Origin of the sequence: Leptotrichia wadei (assembly GCF_007990445.1) — a bacterium.
GTDB lineage: Bacteria > Fusobacteriota > Fusobacteriia > Fusobacteriales > Leptotrichiaceae > Leptotrichia > Leptotrichia wadei_A.
This window is the reverse complement of record NZ_AP019841.1, coordinates 1,674,695-1,691,594: the sequence shown is the minus strand read 5'-3', so window position 1 is coordinate 1,691,594 and position 16,900 is coordinate 1,674,695. Positions and strand designations below refer to the sequence as shown.

13 protein-coding genes, 1 tRNA gene and 3 pseudogenes are annotated in these 16,900 nt (G+C 30.4%); 13 read left to right on the top strand and 4 right to left on the bottom strand.

Features of this window, described 5'->3' with window-relative positions:
• Positions 1 to 23 precede the first annotated feature (23 nt).
• The 12 genes and pseudogenes from FVE74_RS08055 (at position 24) to FVE74_RS07990 (ending at position 12,903) form a co-directional block, all read left to right on the top strand.
• Positions 24 to 2,087 carry an HD family phosphohydrolase gene (locus FVE74_RS08055; RefSeq protein ID WP_147004064.1) on the top strand — a complete coding sequence of 688 codons (2,064 nt, stop codon included), beginning with the start codon at positions 24 to 26 and terminating at the stop codon, positions 2,085 to 2,087.
• Positions 2,088 to 2,115: 28 nt separating this feature from the next.
• A complete protein-coding gene (gene ybeY / locus FVE74_RS08050; protein ID WP_147004063.1) occupies positions 2,116 to 2,592 on the top strand; it encodes an rRNA maturation RNase YbeY in 477 nt (158 codons plus the stop codon).
• A gap of 36 nt (positions 2,593 to 2,628) precedes the next feature.
• Positions 2,629 to 3,459, top strand: a complete 831-nt coding sequence (locus FVE74_RS08045; protein ID WP_147004062.1) for a diacylglycerol kinase — start codon at positions 2,629 to 2,631, stop codon at positions 3,457 to 3,459.
• A 176-nt stretch (positions 3,460 to 3,635) separates the two neighbouring features.
• Entirely contained in the window at positions 3,636 to 4,718 is a 1,083-nt protein-coding gene (gene prfA, locus FVE74_RS08040; protein WP_147004061.1) for a peptide chain release factor 1, read from the top strand.
• A complete protein-coding gene (prmC, locus tag FVE74_RS08035; RefSeq protein WP_147004060.1) occupies positions 4,711 to 5,850 on the top strand; it encodes a peptide chain release factor N(5)-glutamine methyltransferase in 1,140 nt (379 codons plus the stop codon). Before prfA ends, prmC begins: the two co-directional genes overlap by 8 nt.
• Before the next feature lie 73 nt (positions 5,851 to 5,923).
• Positions 5,924 to 6,997, top strand: a complete 1,074-nt coding sequence (locus tag FVE74_RS08030; protein ID WP_147004059.1) for a hypothetical protein — start codon at positions 5,924 to 5,926, stop codon at positions 6,995 to 6,997.
• 100 nt (positions 6,998 to 7,097) lie between these two features.
• Positions 7,098 to 7,937, top strand: a pseudogene (gene queA, locus FVE74_RS08025) (tRNA preQ1(34) S-adenosylmethionine ribosyltransferase-isomerase QueA); the annotation flags it as partial.
• A gap of 620 nt (positions 7,938 to 8,557) precedes the next feature.
• Positions 8,558 to 9,809: pseudogene (locus FVE74_RS08010) on the top strand (RNA-guided endonuclease InsQ/TnpB family protein).
• Between the two features lie 68 nt (positions 9,810 to 9,877).
• Positions 9,878 to 10,072 (top strand): annotated as a pseudogene (locus FVE74_RS08005) (S-adenosylmethionine:tRNA ribosyltransferase-isomerase); the annotation flags it as partial.
• A 47-nt stretch (positions 10,073 to 10,119) separates the two neighbouring features.
• The gene (locus tag FVE74_RS08000) at positions 10,120 to 11,172 is read left to right on the top strand and encodes a hypothetical protein (protein WP_147004058.1); all 1,053 of its coding nucleotides are present in this window, start codon (positions 10,120 to 10,122) and stop codon (positions 11,170 to 11,172) included.
• Between the two features lie 25 nt (positions 11,173 to 11,197).
• On the top strand, positions 11,198 to 11,887 hold the full coding sequence (locus FVE74_RS07995) for a PspA/IM30 family protein (RefSeq protein ID WP_147004057.1): 690 nt from the start codon (positions 11,198 to 11,200) through the stop codon (positions 11,885 to 11,887).
• A gap of 29 nt (positions 11,888 to 11,916) precedes the next feature.
• Entirely contained in the window at positions 11,917 to 12,903 is a 987-nt protein-coding gene (locus FVE74_RS07990) for an SPFH domain-containing protein (protein ID WP_147004056.1), read from the top strand.
• Between the two features lie 298 nt (positions 12,904 to 13,201).
• Here the strand turns inward: FVE74_RS07990 and FVE74_RS07985 are convergent, their stop codons facing one another.
• A complete protein-coding gene (locus tag FVE74_RS07985; RefSeq protein ID WP_147004055.1) occupies positions 13,202 to 13,702 on the bottom strand; it encodes a TlpA family protein disulfide reductase in 501 nt (166 codons plus the stop codon).
• 326 nt (positions 13,703 to 14,028) lie between these two features.
• On the opposite strand from FVE74_RS07985, the gene FVE74_RS07980 reads away from it, so the two are divergent.
• Positions 14,029 to 15,039: a YiiG family protein gene (locus tag FVE74_RS07980; RefSeq protein ID WP_147004054.1), complete on the top strand. Its 1,011-nt coding sequence runs from the start codon at positions 14,029 to 14,031 to the stop codon at positions 15,037 to 15,039.
• Between the two features lie 325 nt (positions 15,040 to 15,364).
• Here the strand turns inward: FVE74_RS07980 and FVE74_RS07975 are convergent.
• The 3 genes from FVE74_RS07975 to FVE74_RS07970 form a co-directional block, all read right to left on the bottom strand.
• Positions 15,365 to 15,440: transfer RNA gene (locus FVE74_RS07975), tRNA-Thr, on the bottom strand.
• A gap of 162 nt (positions 15,441 to 15,602) precedes the next feature.
• Entirely contained in the window at positions 15,603 to 15,746 is a 144-nt protein-coding gene (locus tag FVE74_RS11575; RefSeq protein WP_172617465.1) for a hypothetical protein, read from the bottom strand.
• Positions 15,747 to 15,760: 14 nt separating this feature from the next.
• Positions 15,761 to 16,897: a toxin-antitoxin system YwqK family antitoxin gene (locus tag FVE74_RS07970; protein WP_147004053.1), complete on the bottom strand. Its 1,137-nt coding sequence runs from the start codon at positions 16,895 to 16,897 to the stop codon at positions 15,761 to 15,763.
• Positions 16,898 to 16,900 lie beyond the last annotated feature (3 nt).

Here is a 16,900-nt window from a genome sequence, read left to right as displayed (position 1 = left end):
AATTTTAGGAAAGGATAGGGAAAATGAGAGTAAATATATTAGGGCGGGAATTTCTTTTTGAAGTTAAAGAAAAAAATAAAAAAAATGATGAATCCCAATCTTATATCAAAAATAGATTTATGTTCAGGTTCGTTATTTTGGCGATAACATTTATGATATTTGGAATAATTATAGAAATGTCAAGACTGAATGTGAACTACAATGTTGGAAGTATTGCAAAATCTGATATTGTGGCATATAAAAATATGTCATATTTTGTAGATATTTTAGATGACAGCATTGAGGAAAAAATAATGAGAACAACACAGCCTGAATATGATAAATTAAAGGATGTAAACAGGGAAACGGTGATTGCTCTTAATAAATTTTTACGGGATATACGGAATATGAACTTGTCTGATGATGCAACGATTGCAAAGTATATAAAAGATAATAAATATACATTTACAAATGCTGATATTAGGGAAATAGTGGCAAGAACAGAAAATGTGGAATATTCTGTAAATCTAAGTGAAACTATGTCTGAAATTTACAGCACAGGAATTTATAAAATGGAGAATTTGCCAAAAATAATCAGAAGAAAGAATATACAGGCAGATAATCTGGATATGAAAGTTCTTCAAAATTTTATAAAGCCAAATTTGGTTATAAATGAGGAAGCTACAAAGAAAAAAATTGCAGATAATATGATGTCATTGAAAGATAAGGAAATCAAAATTTATAAAGGGGACATTATTGTAAAAAAAGGTGAAATAATTGATTCAGATGCATTTTTAAAATTGGAAAAACTAAATTTGGTAAGAAATGGGGATAAATTTAAAAAGGCGGTTGGACTAATAACAACATTTTCATTGCTTTTAATTTTAATATATTTTCTTCTTAAAAAAAACGTAAGAAAAGTTGTGGAGTCAAATGCATTTTATCCAACATTGCTTACAATAATAGTTGTAAATATGTTTTATGTTTTATTTTTAAATAATCAGTTTCTTATTTACTTGCTTCCTTTTGCAATGCTTCCGATTATTTCGACAATTATAGGAAATAAAACTTATGCGATTATTATGACATTTTCTAATATGGTTATGCTATCTCAGGAGGAATCGTGGTTTTTTGTCACAATAGCGGTTTCACTTGTTGCAGTTTATAAGGCGGATGATCTTGTTGGAAGAAGCGATATTATTAAATTGAGCTTCTTTTTGGGAATATTTCAGGCATTGCTGGCATTTAGCTATGGATTGGTAAACCAGTCAAATTTTGGATTAATTATGCTGATGATAGTGTTTTCAGTATTTTCTGGGATTCTTACTGGAATGATGTCGCTTGCGGTATTGCCATATTTTGAAGATTATTTTGATATTTTAACAACGATGAAATTGCTGGAATTAAGTGATTTTTCACATACATTGCTTAAACAGCTGCTTATAAAAGCGCCAGGGACTTTTCATCATAGTATAATGGTTGGAGCGCTGGCTGAAGGAGCGGCTGAAAGTATAGGAGCAAATGCGACTTTTGCGAGAATTGCTTCGTATTATCACGATATTGGAAAAATGAAGCGTCCAGAATTTTTTGTGGAAAATCAGCGGGATGGAATTAATCCGCATAATAAGATAAAGCCATCGTTAAGTGCGTTAATATTAACTTCACACACAAAAGACGGATATATAATGGGTAAAGAAAATAAATTGCCAAAGGAAATATTGGATGTGATTTTACAGCATCATGGAACAACTTTGACTCAATATTTTTACTATAAGGCGCTGGAAAATGGAGAAAAAGTTGTGGAAAGCAACTTTAGATATAGCGGGCCTAAACCAAAGACAAAGGAATCAGGGATAATACTTTTGGCGGATACGGTGGAAGCAGCTACGAGAACGCTTGAAAATAAAAGTAAGGAAGGAATTGAGAATTTTATCCGATATTTAGTAAAATCAAAAATCGAAGACAAGCAATTAAGCGATTCTGATTTAACTTTGGGAGAATTGGAAAAAGTTATTCAATCCTTTATAAATACGTTGCAAGGTGTTTATCATGAAAGAATAAAATATCCAAAAATGGATGAAAAAATGAAAAAAATTGAGAAAAAATAAAATTATGAAAATGGAGAAAATATAAAGAATGGAAAAAGAAAAAAAATTAGAAATAGATATAACCTATAACATTGAAAAAATTGACAGTTTTTTTGATGAAGAAAAGATAAATGAATTTGTAAGCTACATTTTAAAGGATGAATACAAGAAAGATTTTGAAAAAAGTGAATACTATCTTTCGCTATTGATTACGACAAATGATGAAATCCAGGAAATAAATCGTGAATATCGCCAAAAAGATGTTCCAACGGATGTAATTTCTTTTGCCTATAATGAAACAGAGAATATTGGGGCGGTCAATATGTTAGGTGACATCGTAATTTCAATTGATCGTGTGAGAGAGCAGTCTAGTGAATATGGACATTCTGATGAACGCGAATTTTACTATGTTTTATGTCACGGAATGTTGCATTTGCTGGGATATGACCATATTGAGGAAGAAGATAAGGCTGTTATGAGAAAGCGGGAAGAAGAAATTTTGAGCAAGTTTAACTATATTCGATAAATTTTTGTAAAAATTTAGGAAGGAGTGAAAATTTTAATGGGAAAAAATAAAAATGAAAATAGTGATAAAAAAAAGAAAAGATCGATATTTTCATTGTTCCATAAAAAGAATAGATATAATTGGGATATAAAAAAAGAAAGGGCAAGGGATAAAAGGCTTGTTGACAGCTTTAACTTTGCGATAGAAGGGCTAATTTCGGCATTGAAGAATGAAAAGCATATGAAAGTTCATATACTTGCGGCAATTATTATTGTGATTTTGGCGATTGTTATAAATGCGAGCAAAGTGGAAATTTTGATAATTTCCTTGTCGGTTTCATTTGTAATAATTACAGAACTTGTAAATACTGCAGTTGAAGCAATTATTGACTTGGTTTCTCCTGAGCGTCATCCACTTGCAAAATTGGCTAAGGATGTAGCGGCTGGAGCGGTTCTGGTTGCTGCGATTAATGCACTTTGCGTGGGATATTTGCTATTTTATGATAAATTGCTGGATATTTTTGATGGCGCGAATAAATTGCATGTTATTGCTGGAAGAAAAGGTAATATTTCAATTTTGATATTGATTTTAGTTTCAATTTTAGTAATTGTTCTGAAAACATTTTTTAGGAAAGGCACTCCACTTGAAGGAGGTATGCCTAGCGGACATAGCGCGATAGCTTTTGCTGCTTTTGGAATACTTGTATTTATGACTTCAGATGTGAGAATACTGGTTTTGGGATTCTTTATGGCTGCATTAGTTGCTCAAAGCAGAGTTAAGTCTGGAATTCATAGTATAAGGGAAGTTCTGGCGGGTGGACTGCTTGGATTTTCAGTTGCATTTGTCATATTATTTATAATGATGCAATTTGGAATTTTATATAATTAAAAATTGAAAAAGATAAAAAAATGTGCTATAATACTTAACGTTAAAAGTTATCTAAAAAGAGTTGATTAGAAAATTTATTTTAGGTAATTAAAAAAATTAATATAAAAAGTTCAGAAATAGTTTGGATTATAAATTATTTAAATAAAATAAAGAATTTAGGAGTTGGAAAATTAATTATGTTTCAAAAATTAGACGATGTTGTTTTAAAGCATAAGGAACTTACAGAAAAGCTTATGGATCCTGAAGTTGTGTCAGATCCAAAGAAAATTATGGAGTATAATAAGGCTTTGAACAGTATTGATGAAGTTGTTAAAAAATATACATATTACAAAAGCCGTAAAGAGGAATTAGAAGGTCTGAAGGAAGACTTGAAAATTGAAAAAGATGCGGAAATGAAGGAAATGATGAATGAAGAAATTCATCTGATTGAAGAAGAAATTCCACATCTTGAAGAAGAATTAAAAGTTCTCTTACTTCCAAAGGATCCCAACGATGACAAAAATGTTATCATGGAAATCCGTGCTGGTGCGGGTGGAGATGAAGCAGCATTATTTGCAGCTGATATTTTCAGAATGTTTACAAGATATGCAGAAAGAAACCGTTGGAAAACTGAAATCATTGAAAAAAATGAAATCGGTGTTGGTGGATTAAAAGAAGTAACATTTTTGATTAAAGGACACGGAGCTTATTCAAGATTAAAATTTGAAAGTGGAGTTCACCGTGTGCAAAGAGTTCCAGCTACTGAATCTTCAGGAAGAGTTCATACATCTACAATTACAGTTGCAGTATTGCCTGAAATAGATGATGTAAGTGAAGTTGAAATTAATCCAAGTGATTTGAAAATTGATACGTACAGATCGAGCGGTGCAGGTGGACAGCACGTAAATACGACTGATTCTGCTGTAAGAATTACCCATTTGCCGACTGGACTTGTGGTCACTTCGCAAGATGGACGTTCACAAATAAAAAATAAGGAAGCTGCAATGAAAGTGCTAGTTTCTAAATTGTATGAAATGGAATGTGAAAAACAAAGAAGTGCAGTTGAAAATGAAAGACGTTCGCAAGTTGGAAGTGGAGACAGATCTGAAAAAATCAGAACTTATAATTTCCCGCAAGGAAGAGTTACAGATCACAGAATTAAATTGACGCTTCATAGGCTTGAAGGAATTTTGGATGGGGATCTGGATGAGATGATAGATGCCTTGATAGCTTATGAACAAGCTGAATTATTGAAAGAGGTTGGAAGTAACAATGAATAATTTGCTGGATATTTTAAATAAATCGGTTAATTATTTGGAAAAAAAAAATATAAAAAATGCTCGGCTAACGGCAGAAAGCATAATTGCTGAAATAATGAAAATGGAAAGAATTATGCTGTATGCTGAATTTGAGCGAGTATTATCAGAAAATGAATTAAAAAAAATTCGGGAAAAACTGAATGAAATTGTAAATAAATCAAAAGAGAAAAAAAAATCTGATAATAATGATTTTGAAAATACAGTAAAGTCTGAAAAACAATTGAAATTGCTGCTTGATAAAAGTGTTCAATATCTTGAAAAAAACGATATTCAAGAGGGAAAATTAATTGCAGAAATTGTATTTTCACACGTTTTGAATATTGATAGAATGATGCTTTTTACAAAGTACAGGGATGATGTTGAAGATGAGGAAATCGAAAAAATCAGATATTTTATTCAAAAAATTGGACGTGAAAAATTTCCAGTTCAATATTTGCTAAATGAGCAGGAATTTTATGGAAGAAAGTTTTACGTTGACAAAGGGGTTTTAATTCCACGGCAAGATACGGAAATTTTGGTTGAAAAAATGATTGATACTTTGAAAGATAAGGTTTTAAAAAATGAAATTCATCCAAAAATACTTGATATTGGTGTTGGAAGTGGTATAATAGGGATTACAGCCGCATTGGAAATAGAAAGTTCTTATGTGCTAGGTGTGGATATTTCAGACAAGGCGCTTGAAACTGCTCAAAAAAATAAAGAGATTTTAAAGGTTTCAAATATAAAATTTTTAAAATCTGATTTATTTGAAAATGTGGAATTTAGGGAGTTTGATATGATAGTGTCAAATCCGCCGTATATTTCCCTTAATGAAGTTGGTATTATGTCAGATGACACTTTATTACATGAGCCAAGCGAAGCACTTTTTGCAGAAAATGACGGATTATATTTTTATTATGAAATTTGTCAGAAGGCATCTGATTATTTGGCTGATTTTGGGTATTTGTTATTTGAGATTGGCTATAAGCAGGGAAAAAATGTTGCTAAAATTATGGCAAGTTCAGGTTTTAAAAATATTGAAGTTGTGAAGGATTTAGCGGGATTGGATAGAGTTGTTATAGGACAGAAAATTATAAATAAAATTGAAAATTAGTTAAGCATTAAATGATTTTTACTATTTAAAAATATAAAAATTGTTTAATTAAAAAAAGAATGGAGATGAGTTAATGATTAGTGATAGGAAATTTTTTAAAAGAACAGGAATATTATTATTGGGTATAACATGCTCAATAGCATTATTTGGAAATGAAAATATTAAGGAGGTGTCGTTAAAAGGGAACATTGAAAGCGTAAGTACGCCTAAAAAAGAACTTGTATCGGTAGCTTCAACTAAAACTAATAATTCTCAATTGGAAAAATTAATTAAAAATCAATATAATAATAAAAGCATAGATTTAAATGTAAATACAAGCTTGAAAAATATGCGTGATAGTGGAAGTTACGAACGTCCAAATGAAAATACCTACACAGCAAACAGAAAAACTCAGCAAGGAACGCCTGATATGAAATTATCAAGAGAACAATTACTTGCTGTAGCGGAGAAAATTTTCCAGAATGAAACTGGTGGAGTTAGAAATAATCTAGTTGACTGGAACGATGGAGAAAATTTTCCGTCACTTGGAATTGGACATTTCACGTGGTTTAAGGCTAGCGGTGGAAGAAGTGGATTTGGAGACAGTTTGCCTGATATGATTGCCTATTATAAGGAAAAAGGTATTGCATTGCCAAAATTACTTGCAGAATTTAAACATTCCCCTTGGAACAGCAAATCAGAGTTAATGGCTAAAAAGGCTAACGGGGATAAGGATATTCAAGAATTAATCGCATTTTTTGACAATACAAGAGATATTCAGGTAATGTTTATTTATGACAGGTTAAAAAGCTCGCTTGATAAAATGATACAGGCTTCTTCAAATAAGGAGAATTTAAAAAATCAATTTGATAGAATGGTAAACACTCCCAATGGGCTATATGCGTTAATTGACTATGTAAACTTTAAAGGTGAAGGATTGAAAGGTGTTTCATCGTATAACAATGTTGCTTGGGGATTGAGGCAAGTACTTGAAAATATGAAGGGAACAGCGACTGGACAAAGTGCATTGGTAGAATTTAGTAATTCTGCTAAAGATATATTGGCAAGACGTGTAAAAAATGCTCCAAGAAATGAAAGCAGATGGCTGCAAGGATGGTATAATAGAGTAGACACTTATAAAACATTTGAAATTGGAAGTGCATATTAATAGATATATTTAAAAATAAATAAAAATTGTGGAAATTGGCAGGGAATTATTAAATTCCCTGTTTCCTTTAAAATAAGAGAAAGTGAGAAAAATAAGTTAAATGAAAATTTCAGATTTTGATTTTGAATTGCCAGAAGAGCTGATAGCACAGCATGCAGTTAATCCAAGAGATCATTCAAGATTGCTAGTATTAAATAAAACAGAAAAAACATTGGAACATAAAAAATTTTATAATATAATAGATTATTTAAAAAAAGATGATGTTCTTGTAATTAATCGTACAAAAGTTATTCCTGCAAGATTGTTTGGGCATAAGGAAAATGGAGTTGTACTTGAATGTTTTCTTTTAAAAAGATATGATTTGTATACGTGGGAAGTTTTGTTAAAGCCTGCTAAAAAGTTGAAAATTGGGCAGAAAATCATATTTTTAGAAGGGGTTCTGGAGGCGGAACTTTTGGAAATTAAGGAAGATGGGAATAGAGTTGTAAAATTTAATTTTGAAGGAAGATTTGAGGAAATATTGGATAAGTTGGGGGAAATGCCGCTTCCGCCATATATTATGGAGAAATTGGAGGATAAGAACCGATATCAGACTGTATATGCAAAGGAAGGGGAATCTGTCGCTGCTCCAACTGCAGGACTTCATTTTACAAATGAACTTTTAGAAAAAATTCGTGAAAAGGGAGTTATCATTGCAGAAGTATTTTTGGATGTGGGACTTGGAACGTTTAGACCTGTACAGGTAGAAAATGTACTGGATCATAAAATGCACAGTGAAAAATACCGTGTACCTGAAGAAACGGCTAAAATTGTCAATGAGGCTAAGGAGAAGGGAAATCGTGTAATTGCAGTAGGAACGACATCAGTAAGAACATTGGAATCAGCTGCTTATGAAAATGGTAAAATTATGGCGGATGAAGGAAATACAAGTATTTTTATTAAATAGTGCAAGAACACTCGCAACTTTAGTCGTGAGATGAATTGCACGAAAATTTTAGTAAGCATATAGGGAAACTTGTATGTAGACACGGAGCAAAACCGTGCAACAAAGAAACTGAACTGCTGGGAACTCTTAAAGCTAGTATAACCACAACATAATACCTTCGTTAAAATATGGTATAAGTGTGATGGTGGCGAAAGCAGAAAAAATATACTAGATGGTGCAAGGTTAAATCCTAAACATTATGATAATAGACAATCAGCAGCTAAGCCTGAAAAGGAAAGTTCAACGACTATCCCTCGTGAGGGGAGTACAATACAAGCGATAGGTATTGGAAGTGGTTTCGCCTAAGTCCTTGAAATAGGATAAGGATAAGATATAGTCTGTGCTTGTTAGAGATAACAAGAAGTTCAAGGCTAAGCTCCTTAATTTATTAAGGAGTATATATGCCAAGAGAACTGCATAAGTAGTAGCGCACTTATGTGAACGACGCTTCCCACTGTTGTGGGGTTTTAAAAACTTTAAAAATATTTAAAAATAAATAAAAAATATTACTTTTTTGACAGATAAAATGTAGAATACATGGTATAATATCTCTGATGAAAAGGAGGTGGTTATATATGTATTTAACATTAAAACAACAGGTAAAACATCTTAGTAAAAAAGAGTTTAAAAATTTAAAATATTTATCTCATATAGCCAAGAACTTAACTAATGAAGCTATATATAATGTTAGACAACACTATTTTCAAAATAAAAAGTATTTAAGTTATAATGAAAACTATAAAATGCTTAAAAATAGTGAAAATTACAAGAAATTAAATTCTAATATGGCTCAACAAATTCTAAAAAAAGTAGATGGAAGTTTTAAATCATTTTTTGGACTTTTAAAACTTGCTAAGAATGGTCAATATAATTTTAAAGATATAAAATTACCTAAATATCTTGCTAAAGATGGATTTACAACTCTTGTTATAAGTTTTGTTAGATTAAAAGACGATATGCTGATTATTCCTTATTCAAATTCATTTAGAAAGACACATAAGGAAATCGCAATAAAACTACCACCAGTATTAAAAGGCAAGAAAATAAAAGAGATTAGAATAATGCCAAAACAACATTCTAGGTACTTTGAAATTCAATACATTTATGAGGTAGAAGAAGTTCAAAGGGAACTAAATAAAGAAAATGGACTAGGAATTGATTTAGGTATAGACAATCTTTGTACTTGTGTAACTAATAATGGAGCATCATTCATAATAGATGGTAGAAAATTAAAATCAATAAATCAATACTATAACAAGATAAATGCAAAATTACAAAGTATAAAAGATAAGCAAAAGACCTCCAGCACAACATTAAGACAAAAGAGAATAGCTAGAAAGAGAAATAATCACATAAATGATTATCTTTCAAAAGCGGCAAGAATAATTATAAATTATTGTCTTAATAATGATATAGGAAAACTAGTTCTAGGATGTAACGAAGATTTTCAAAGAAATTCAAATATATATAGGAAGTATAAATAATCAAAACTTTGTAAACATACCATATGGAAAATTAAGAGATAAATTAATATATCTATGTAAACTATATGGAATAGAATTTAAAATGCAAGAAGAGAGTTATACATCAAAAGCAAGTTTCTTTGATAGAGATGAAATTCCAATATATGATAAAGAAAATTCGCAAGAATATATATTCAGTGGAAAAAGAATAAAAAGAGGACTATATCAAACAAGTAAAGGCTATCAATTAAATGCAGATTGTAATGGAGCATTAAACATATTAAGGAAAAGTAAAGTTGTGGACTTAAATGTCCTATACAATAGAGGTGAGCTGAACACACCTAAAAGAATAAGGGTAGTGTAAAGCTATCAAACTTCTTAGAAAATTTTTGAATGTTTTTAAAGATTTTAGAACTCTGCGACTTTAGTCGTGGGAGGTTCAGTTATGGAGATTATAAATTTAAAATTGTTGATGCAATAATTACAAATTTTCATTTGCCAAAATCTACGTTAATTATGTTAATTTCAGCATTTGGCGGAAAAGAATTTATTTTTGAGGCTTATAAAAAGGCTATTGAAGAGAAATATAGATTTTATAGCTTTGGAGATTCTATGTTTATTTATTAAATTTTATTTAACTTGAGATCAAAAACCTTTTGTCAAGGAGTATTTTAATGAAAAGTGATGATTTTAGATGTAAAAATTGTGGCGGAATGATGCGGTTTGATCCGAAATCTGGGAATCTGAAATGTGAAAATTGTGAAACAGAAGAAGAATTGCCAAAAGTTTTTACGCATAAAAGACACGATATAAATGATTATGAAAAAAGGATAAAAAATAGAATAACTGAAGAAAAAACTATTGTTCAATGCAGTTCCTGCGGTGCTATGGTCGAGATGGAGCCACTTGAAACTTCAAAAAAGTGTCCCTATTGTGATACAAATATTGTATTAAGTGAAAAGGCGGTATCTGTATTAGAACCTGATGGAATAAGACCTTTTCTTGTGGATAAAAGGGAAATTGGAAATCTTTTTTCAAATTGGATAAAAAGAAGATGGTTTGCTCCGAATGTTTTAAAAAATTTGTACCAAAGCGGAAAAGTAACTGGAATATATCTTCCATACTGGTCTTTTGACAATAGTGCAGATACTGAATATACTGCTCAGGGAGGGATTGACAGGACAGAAACTTACGAAGAGGATGGAAAGACTAGAACAAGAATAGTCACAGACTGGTATTATGTAAGTGGAGAAGTTGGAAACAAATTCAGAAATGTTATAATGAGAGCTTCCAGAACGCTAAATGACAGGCTTTTAAAAAGTCTTGGAGGATTTAATGTGGAAGATACGATAAATTTTGATTCAAGATATTTGTCGGGGTACAATTCTGAGATTTTTAAAGTTCCCATGAGACAAGGCTATGAAGAGGCTAAAGTAAAAATGGAAGATGAAATTTACAATACAATTTCTTCAGATGTGCTAAGAAGATATGATAGAGTACGAGATATAAGATATTCCATCTATTGGAGCGATGAATATTACAGACTCTTGTTGTTGCCTGTATATTCAATGTCTTATTCATTTAATGGAAAATCCTATCAAATTATTATAAATGGGGAAAATGGGAAAATAGTTGGAGAATATCCAAAATCGGCTGTAAAAATAACTATTGCAGTTATATTGGCTGTAATAGCATTGGGATTATTATTTTACTATATGAATAAATAAAAAAAATATATTGGAGGAATTTGAAATGGCTGGTATTTTAGAAAGATTTAAAACAATAATGGCATCGAATATTAATGCGATGCTGGATAAAATGGAAGATCCTGAAAAAATGATAGATCAGTATTTAAGGGATATGGAAAAGGATCTTGGGAGTGTAAAGGCTGAAACAGTTGCTGTAATGGCACAGGAAAGCGCTGCAAAGAGAAAAGTTTCAGAATGTGAAGATGAAATAAAAAAAATGGAAAGTTATGCGAAAAAGGCTCTTCAAGCTGGAAATGAAGCTGATGCAAGAATGTTTTTGGAAAAAAAGGAATCTATTAAAATAAAATTGGAATCGCTTGAAAAGGAAAAAATGGTTGCAGTTGAAAACTCTTTAAAAATGAGAGAAATGCACGATAAACTTACATCAGATATACAAAAACTTAATGCTAGAAGAAATGAAATAAAGGCAAAAATCAAAATGGCAAAATCTGCTCAAAAAATTAGTAAATTATCATCTTCTAATGGCATAAGCGGAAAAATGGATGCCTTTAATTCTGTTGAAGAAAAGGCTAACAGAATGTTAGATGAAGCAAATGCAAGTATAGAACTTAATTCTCCAAAAAGAGATGAAGTAGATGACCTTATGAAAAAATATGATGATGCAGAATCTAAGGAAAATTCATCTGCGGTTGATGATGAGCTTGAAAGATTAAAAAAGGAAATGGGGATATAAAAAATAAAAATTGAAAGGAGAAATTTATAATGGGATTATTTGGAAATCAGCTTGCTAACGTTATAGAATGGGAGCAGTATAATGATGAAACTCTTTTCTGGAAATGGTCAAACAAAGAAATAAAAAAAGGATCAAAATTGATTATAAGACCTGGACAAGATGCAATTTTTCTTTTTAATGGAAAAGTGGAAGGTGTTTTTGAAGATGAAGGAAGTTATGATGTTGCTTCACAGATAGTTCCTTTCTTGTCAACATTAAAAGGATTTAAATTTGGGTTTAATTCAGGAATGAGAGCCGAAGTGCTTTTTATCAATACAAAGGAAGTTACTGTAAAATGGGGAACTAAAAATGCCATTAATATTCCGGCACCAGGGCTTCCAGGAGGGATGCCAATAAGAGCCTTTGGCGTAATGGCCTGTAAAGTTGATAATTACAATGTATTTATTGATAAAATTGCTGGAATTAAGCAGCAGTATAATATTGATGATGTAAAAGAAAGAGTAATCTCAATGCTGGATCAGCTGCTTATGAAATGGATAGTTAGAGAAGGAAAGGATATGTTCAATCTTCAGGCAAATTCTTATGAAATTGGAAATGGAATTAAAGAAGATATGGATTTTGAAATGAGAAAAATCGGACTCTGTATTCCAAGTTTCACTATTTCCAGCTTCAATTATCCAGAAGAAATAAAACGTATGCAGGAAAAGGCAGCAGGACAAAGTATGGTCAATGATGTAAATAAATACACTCAAATGGCAATGGCTGATTCTATGGAAAACGGAGGAGGTGCAGGAAATATGGCTGGAAATGTTGCAGGAATGCAAATGGGAATGATGATGGGACAACAGATGGCAAATCAGATGAATCAGCAAAACCAAGCTCCCAATAATAATCAGCAGCCATCAGAAAATAATCATCCTGCAGGAAATACCGCCGCTCCGAAATTCTGTCCAGAATGTGGAACAAAGACAAATGGAAGCAAGTTTTGTCCAGAATGTGGAACAAAATTATATTAATTTTATGAATTAGAATCAGTATTAAATTTATGTACTAAATCCCTTTTTGAAAGGGGGAAATCATAGTCTATTTTTTTGACAAGGGGTCTTTTGACCCCTTGTATTATATAGTAAAACTGCTTTAAAACTAAACTTAAAAACAATGACTATTTTACTCAACTCTTAAATTTATATAATTTTAAATAGTTTTGGCTATAATAAATCTGTTATTTTAATGGAAAATAGTATAAAAAAAGGACTTAAAGCACAAAACTTTAAATCCTGATAAATTTTAAAAACTGAAACTTAATTAATAAATTTATTCAATGCCAAATGCTGATTTTATAGCATCATATTGCATAGTTCCACCTAAAATTTCTTGAATTTTTGAATTTTCAATTTTTATGTTGTATGGAATACTGTTTACTTTGAATCCCTTCATTATTGAATCATCGGCATCGTAGTAAACTGGGAAAGTAAATTTGCTTTCTTCTGCATATTTTTTAGTTTCTGATAAATTTGTTTTTCTTCTTGTAAATACAACTACTACATTTACGTTATCCTTATTTTCTTCATAAAATTTTTGAACATCAGGCAATTCTGAACGGCAATATGGACACCATTCTGCTGCTAAAACTAATAATGTAGGCTTTCCGTTATTAAATATTTTTCTGCTATTTGTGTATTTTCCGCTGAAGTCCCTTAACTGAAAACTAGGAATTTTAGCTCCAGTTTCCATATTCACATCAAGTGCCTTTCCCTTTCCATACCCAATCATAAATACCATAAACATTGAGATAATAAGCAGTACTTTTTTCATCTTGAATCATTCTCCTTTTTTATTTAATGTTAAACTTCAGAATAATTAAATAATAAATATTTAACATCTTTAATTGTTGAATTTAGTATAGCACATATTTTAAAATTTTTCAAAAATATATTTTTTTGTTTGACATTATGTATAAAAATTATTATAATTGTACTAAGGAAGTAAAATGGATTTAAAATAAAACTCAAAGAAATTTAGATGAAAAATTGCCTGAAAATTATGTTGAATACTAGAAATTGATGGAATGATTATAACTCTTTAGATTGAGTTTTAAGATAAATTTGTTATAAATTAGAAGGAGGAGTGAAAACAATTATATGAAAAAAATAGGGATAATAGTGCTAGTTATGCTAGGAATAGTGATTTTATCAATGATGTCGGGAAAGGTGGAAAAGAAATCGTTGAGCGGAATTTCCAAAGAGCAGGAGATATTGGACAGAAATAAAGATAAATATAGTAAGCACATACGTTTTTATAATAGAATACTTAATATTGACAAGGGGCTTTTATATTATTTTGAAGATGCTGGAACAGATAAGAAGTTTAGAACTATTCAAAATGAGGATATTACGGCGGATATTGCAATTGATAAGGATTTTATTGATAAGTTGAAGGAATTGGAAACTAGCAAGGAAAGAAAAGATGAAATGGATAAAAAGGCGATTGCGATGATTCCGATACTTGAAAAAATGATGCCAATTACAGATGAAATGAGAACATATTATAAAAATAAAGAATACTTAAAAGATAATTATGAAAAGGCACAGGTTTTGCATACACAATTACTTGCAACTTTGGATAAATATAACCAAGTTACTAAAAGCTATAAAAACGTATTTGAAAAGAAATCTGATGAAATAAAAAAATTGATGATAAAGGATTATGATAAACGAAAACAGTTTATTACATATAATCAATTTATGTTTATTACTGAAGGTGAAAAAATTATAAAGGAAATACATAAGCAGGAATTAGATGCAAGCGACTTTATTTCAAAGGGAAATGCTAAACAATTTAAGAAGATGGAAGAAAAAATGGATAAGGCCCTTATAAAATTTGAAAAATCCTTAAAAAATACAAAACAGCTTGAAAAAGAAGGATATATGCCTGGAGATCACAGCGAATTTGTTCAAAAGGCTAATAAATTTAATCAATCTGTAAATGTATTTATTCAAAGAATAGAGAAAAAGGAAAAAGCCTCACATTCTTCAGTAAGTGACAGTTTCTTTGCACAGACAGAAGATGGAACACCTGAAAATGTACTTGCAAACTTTAATGAAGTAATAAAGGAACATAATAAATTATTGGCTAAGAAAACCAAAAAATAATACAAGTAGTATTTAAGATTAATTTAGAAAAGAAAGATTTGAATTTATCAGATTTTTCTTTTTTTTTTGAAAAAATAAAAGATAAAGGAGGAAATAAGAGAGGAGTTAAGATAATTTTTACTATAGTAAAACTACTTTAAAACGGAACTCAAAAATTATGACTATTTTACTCAAATCCTGAATTTATATGATCTTTAATAGTATACTTTTAAATTAAGTAGATTTGAGTATAATGTGAAATTTAAAAATTTTTAAAGTAAATAAAAAAACTATTTTATTTTAATAAAATAGTTCAAAATTCATAATATGAGTGATATTTTTAAAGTGGTGCCGCTTGTCGGACTCGAACCAACCACCTACTGATTACAAGTCAGTTGCTCTACCAGATGAGCTAAAGCGGCAAAACTAACAAAAATATTATACCGAATTTTTTACCTAATGTCAAGTAAAAATTTAGAAAAGGACAGAGTAAAAAATATAGGGGCAGCCAAAATATGGGTGCATAAAAATTTTTGTGTAAATAGAACAGTAAAGTATTAGATTTACTGGATTTATCTATTAGTTTACACAAAATTATGGATACTCTCTAAAATATTTTTATCTGTCTTTTTTATCTGCATCTTTTCTTCATCATCATACATTTTTATTCTTGAAGTTGATAAAATTTCATATTTTTTTTTATCAAAATTTCTTATTTTCCCTATCATATTCCCTCCATTCCCTAAAAATTTTCTTCACTTACTAATTCATCTTCATGAAACTTTTGCTTTAATATTAAATTTCCTAGTTCATCATAGTATTCGGCTATTCCTTCCAGTTTATCATTCAGGTATCTTTCTATACTTTCGACTGTCTTTCCATCATCATTATATGAAATTTTTTCTCCATTTTTCTTACCGTTTATATAATCAACTTTTTTTGAAATTAAATTTCCTCCATAATCAAAATATGTAACTATTTTCCCATCTAATTCCCCATCTTTCATAAATCCTGACTGTTTAATTCTACCATTTGGATAGTAATCCGTATATTCTCCATTTAATTTATTATTTTCATACCTTTCTATGCTTTCAGGAGTTCCATCTTCATAATATCTTTTCACTATTCCTTCCAGCTTACCATTTTCCCAATTAAATTCACCCTCAATGTTCTTATTTCTATAATAAAAAATTTGATAGCCATTTAATTTGTTTTTGCTCCATTGCTCTTGTGCTTCAATCTCGCCAGTTTCAAAATATGAAATCCACTTGCCTTCCCTTTTTCCATTGATTTCCAGCCCCTGATACTTTGTATTTCCATTTTCATAATATCTTCTGTATTCCCCTTCCGTTAAGCCATCTACTCTTTTATATTCTGCCTGAATATTTCCATTCTCATAGTATATTTTCACTTTCCCATTTTCAAGTCCATTTTTATAGCATGTTTCCATAAAAAGATTTCCACTTTCAAAATTTTGGATAAACTTCCCTTCCCTTCTATCTTCGATATATTCCCCTTCTACTTCAATTATTCCATTTTCATGATACCAGCACCAATGTCCTGATTTCTTTCCTTTTTTAAACTGTCCACTAAATATTTTTGAGCCATCTCTTCTGTACTCCTCATTCAGCCCATCCAGTAGTCCACTTTTATATTCATTGACTCCTTTTGGTTCTCCTGTATCAAAGAAATGCTCCCATCTTCCTTCCCTTAATCCGTCAATAATTTTCCCTCGTGTAATTACCACATTTTCTGAAAAAATTTCTATTTCCGCTGTTACTTTTTCACCATTCTTGCTTAAAATTTCTGTTTTATCTACTGTTTCCACATCAAAATATTCATAAAACTTTTCATGCTCGTCTATTTTCAATACTTTCATTAT

Excerpts from the sequence above, each read along its gene's own strand:
- FVE74_RS07980 (WP_147004054.1), top strand. The coding sequence starts at position 14,029 with ATGAAAAAAATAGGGATAATAGTGCTAGTTATGCTAGGAATAGTGATT.
- FVE74_RS08000 (WP_147004058.1), top strand. The coding sequence starts at position 10,120 with ATGAAAAGTGATGATTTTAGATGTAAAAATTGTGGCGGAATGATGCGG.
- FVE74_RS08030 (WP_147004059.1), top strand. The coding sequence starts at position 5,924 with ATGATTAGTGATAGGAAATTTTTTAAAAGAACAGGAATATTATTATTG.
- FVE74_RS08045 (WP_147004062.1), top strand. The coding sequence starts at position 2,629 with ATGGGAAAAAATAAAAATGAAAATAGTGATAAAAAAAAGAAAAGATCG.
- ybeY (WP_147004063.1), top strand. The coding sequence starts at position 2,116 with ATGGAAAAAGAAAAAAAATTAGAAATAGATATAACCTATAACATTGAA.
- FVE74_RS07985 (WP_147004055.1), bottom strand. The coding sequence starts at position 13,702 with ATGAAAAAAGTACTGCTTATTATCTCAATGTTTATGGTATTTATGATT.
- FVE74_RS08055 (WP_147004064.1), top strand. The coding sequence starts at position 24 with ATGAGAGTAAATATATTAGGGCGGGAATTTCTTTTTGAAGTTAAAGAA.
- FVE74_RS07995 (WP_147004057.1), top strand. The coding sequence starts at position 11,198 with ATGGCTGGTATTTTAGAAAGATTTAAAACAATAATGGCATCGAATATT.
- FVE74_RS11575 (WP_172617465.1), bottom strand. The coding sequence starts at position 15,746 with ATGATAGGGAAAATAAGAAATTTTGATAAAAAAAAATATGAAATTTTA.
- FVE74_RS07990 (WP_147004056.1), top strand. The coding sequence starts at position 11,917 with ATGGGATTATTTGGAAATCAGCTTGCTAACGTTATAGAATGGGAGCAG.
- prmC (WP_147004060.1), top strand. The coding sequence starts at position 4,711 with ATGAATAATTTGCTGGATATTTTAAATAAATCGGTTAATTATTTGGAA.
- FVE74_RS07970 (WP_147004053.1), bottom strand. The coding sequence starts at position 16,897 with ATGAAAGTATTGAAAATAGACGAGCATGAAAAGTTTTATGAATATTTT.
- prfA (WP_147004061.1), top strand. The coding sequence starts at position 3,636 with ATGTTTCAAAAATTAGACGATGTTGTTTTAAAGCATAAGGAACTTACA.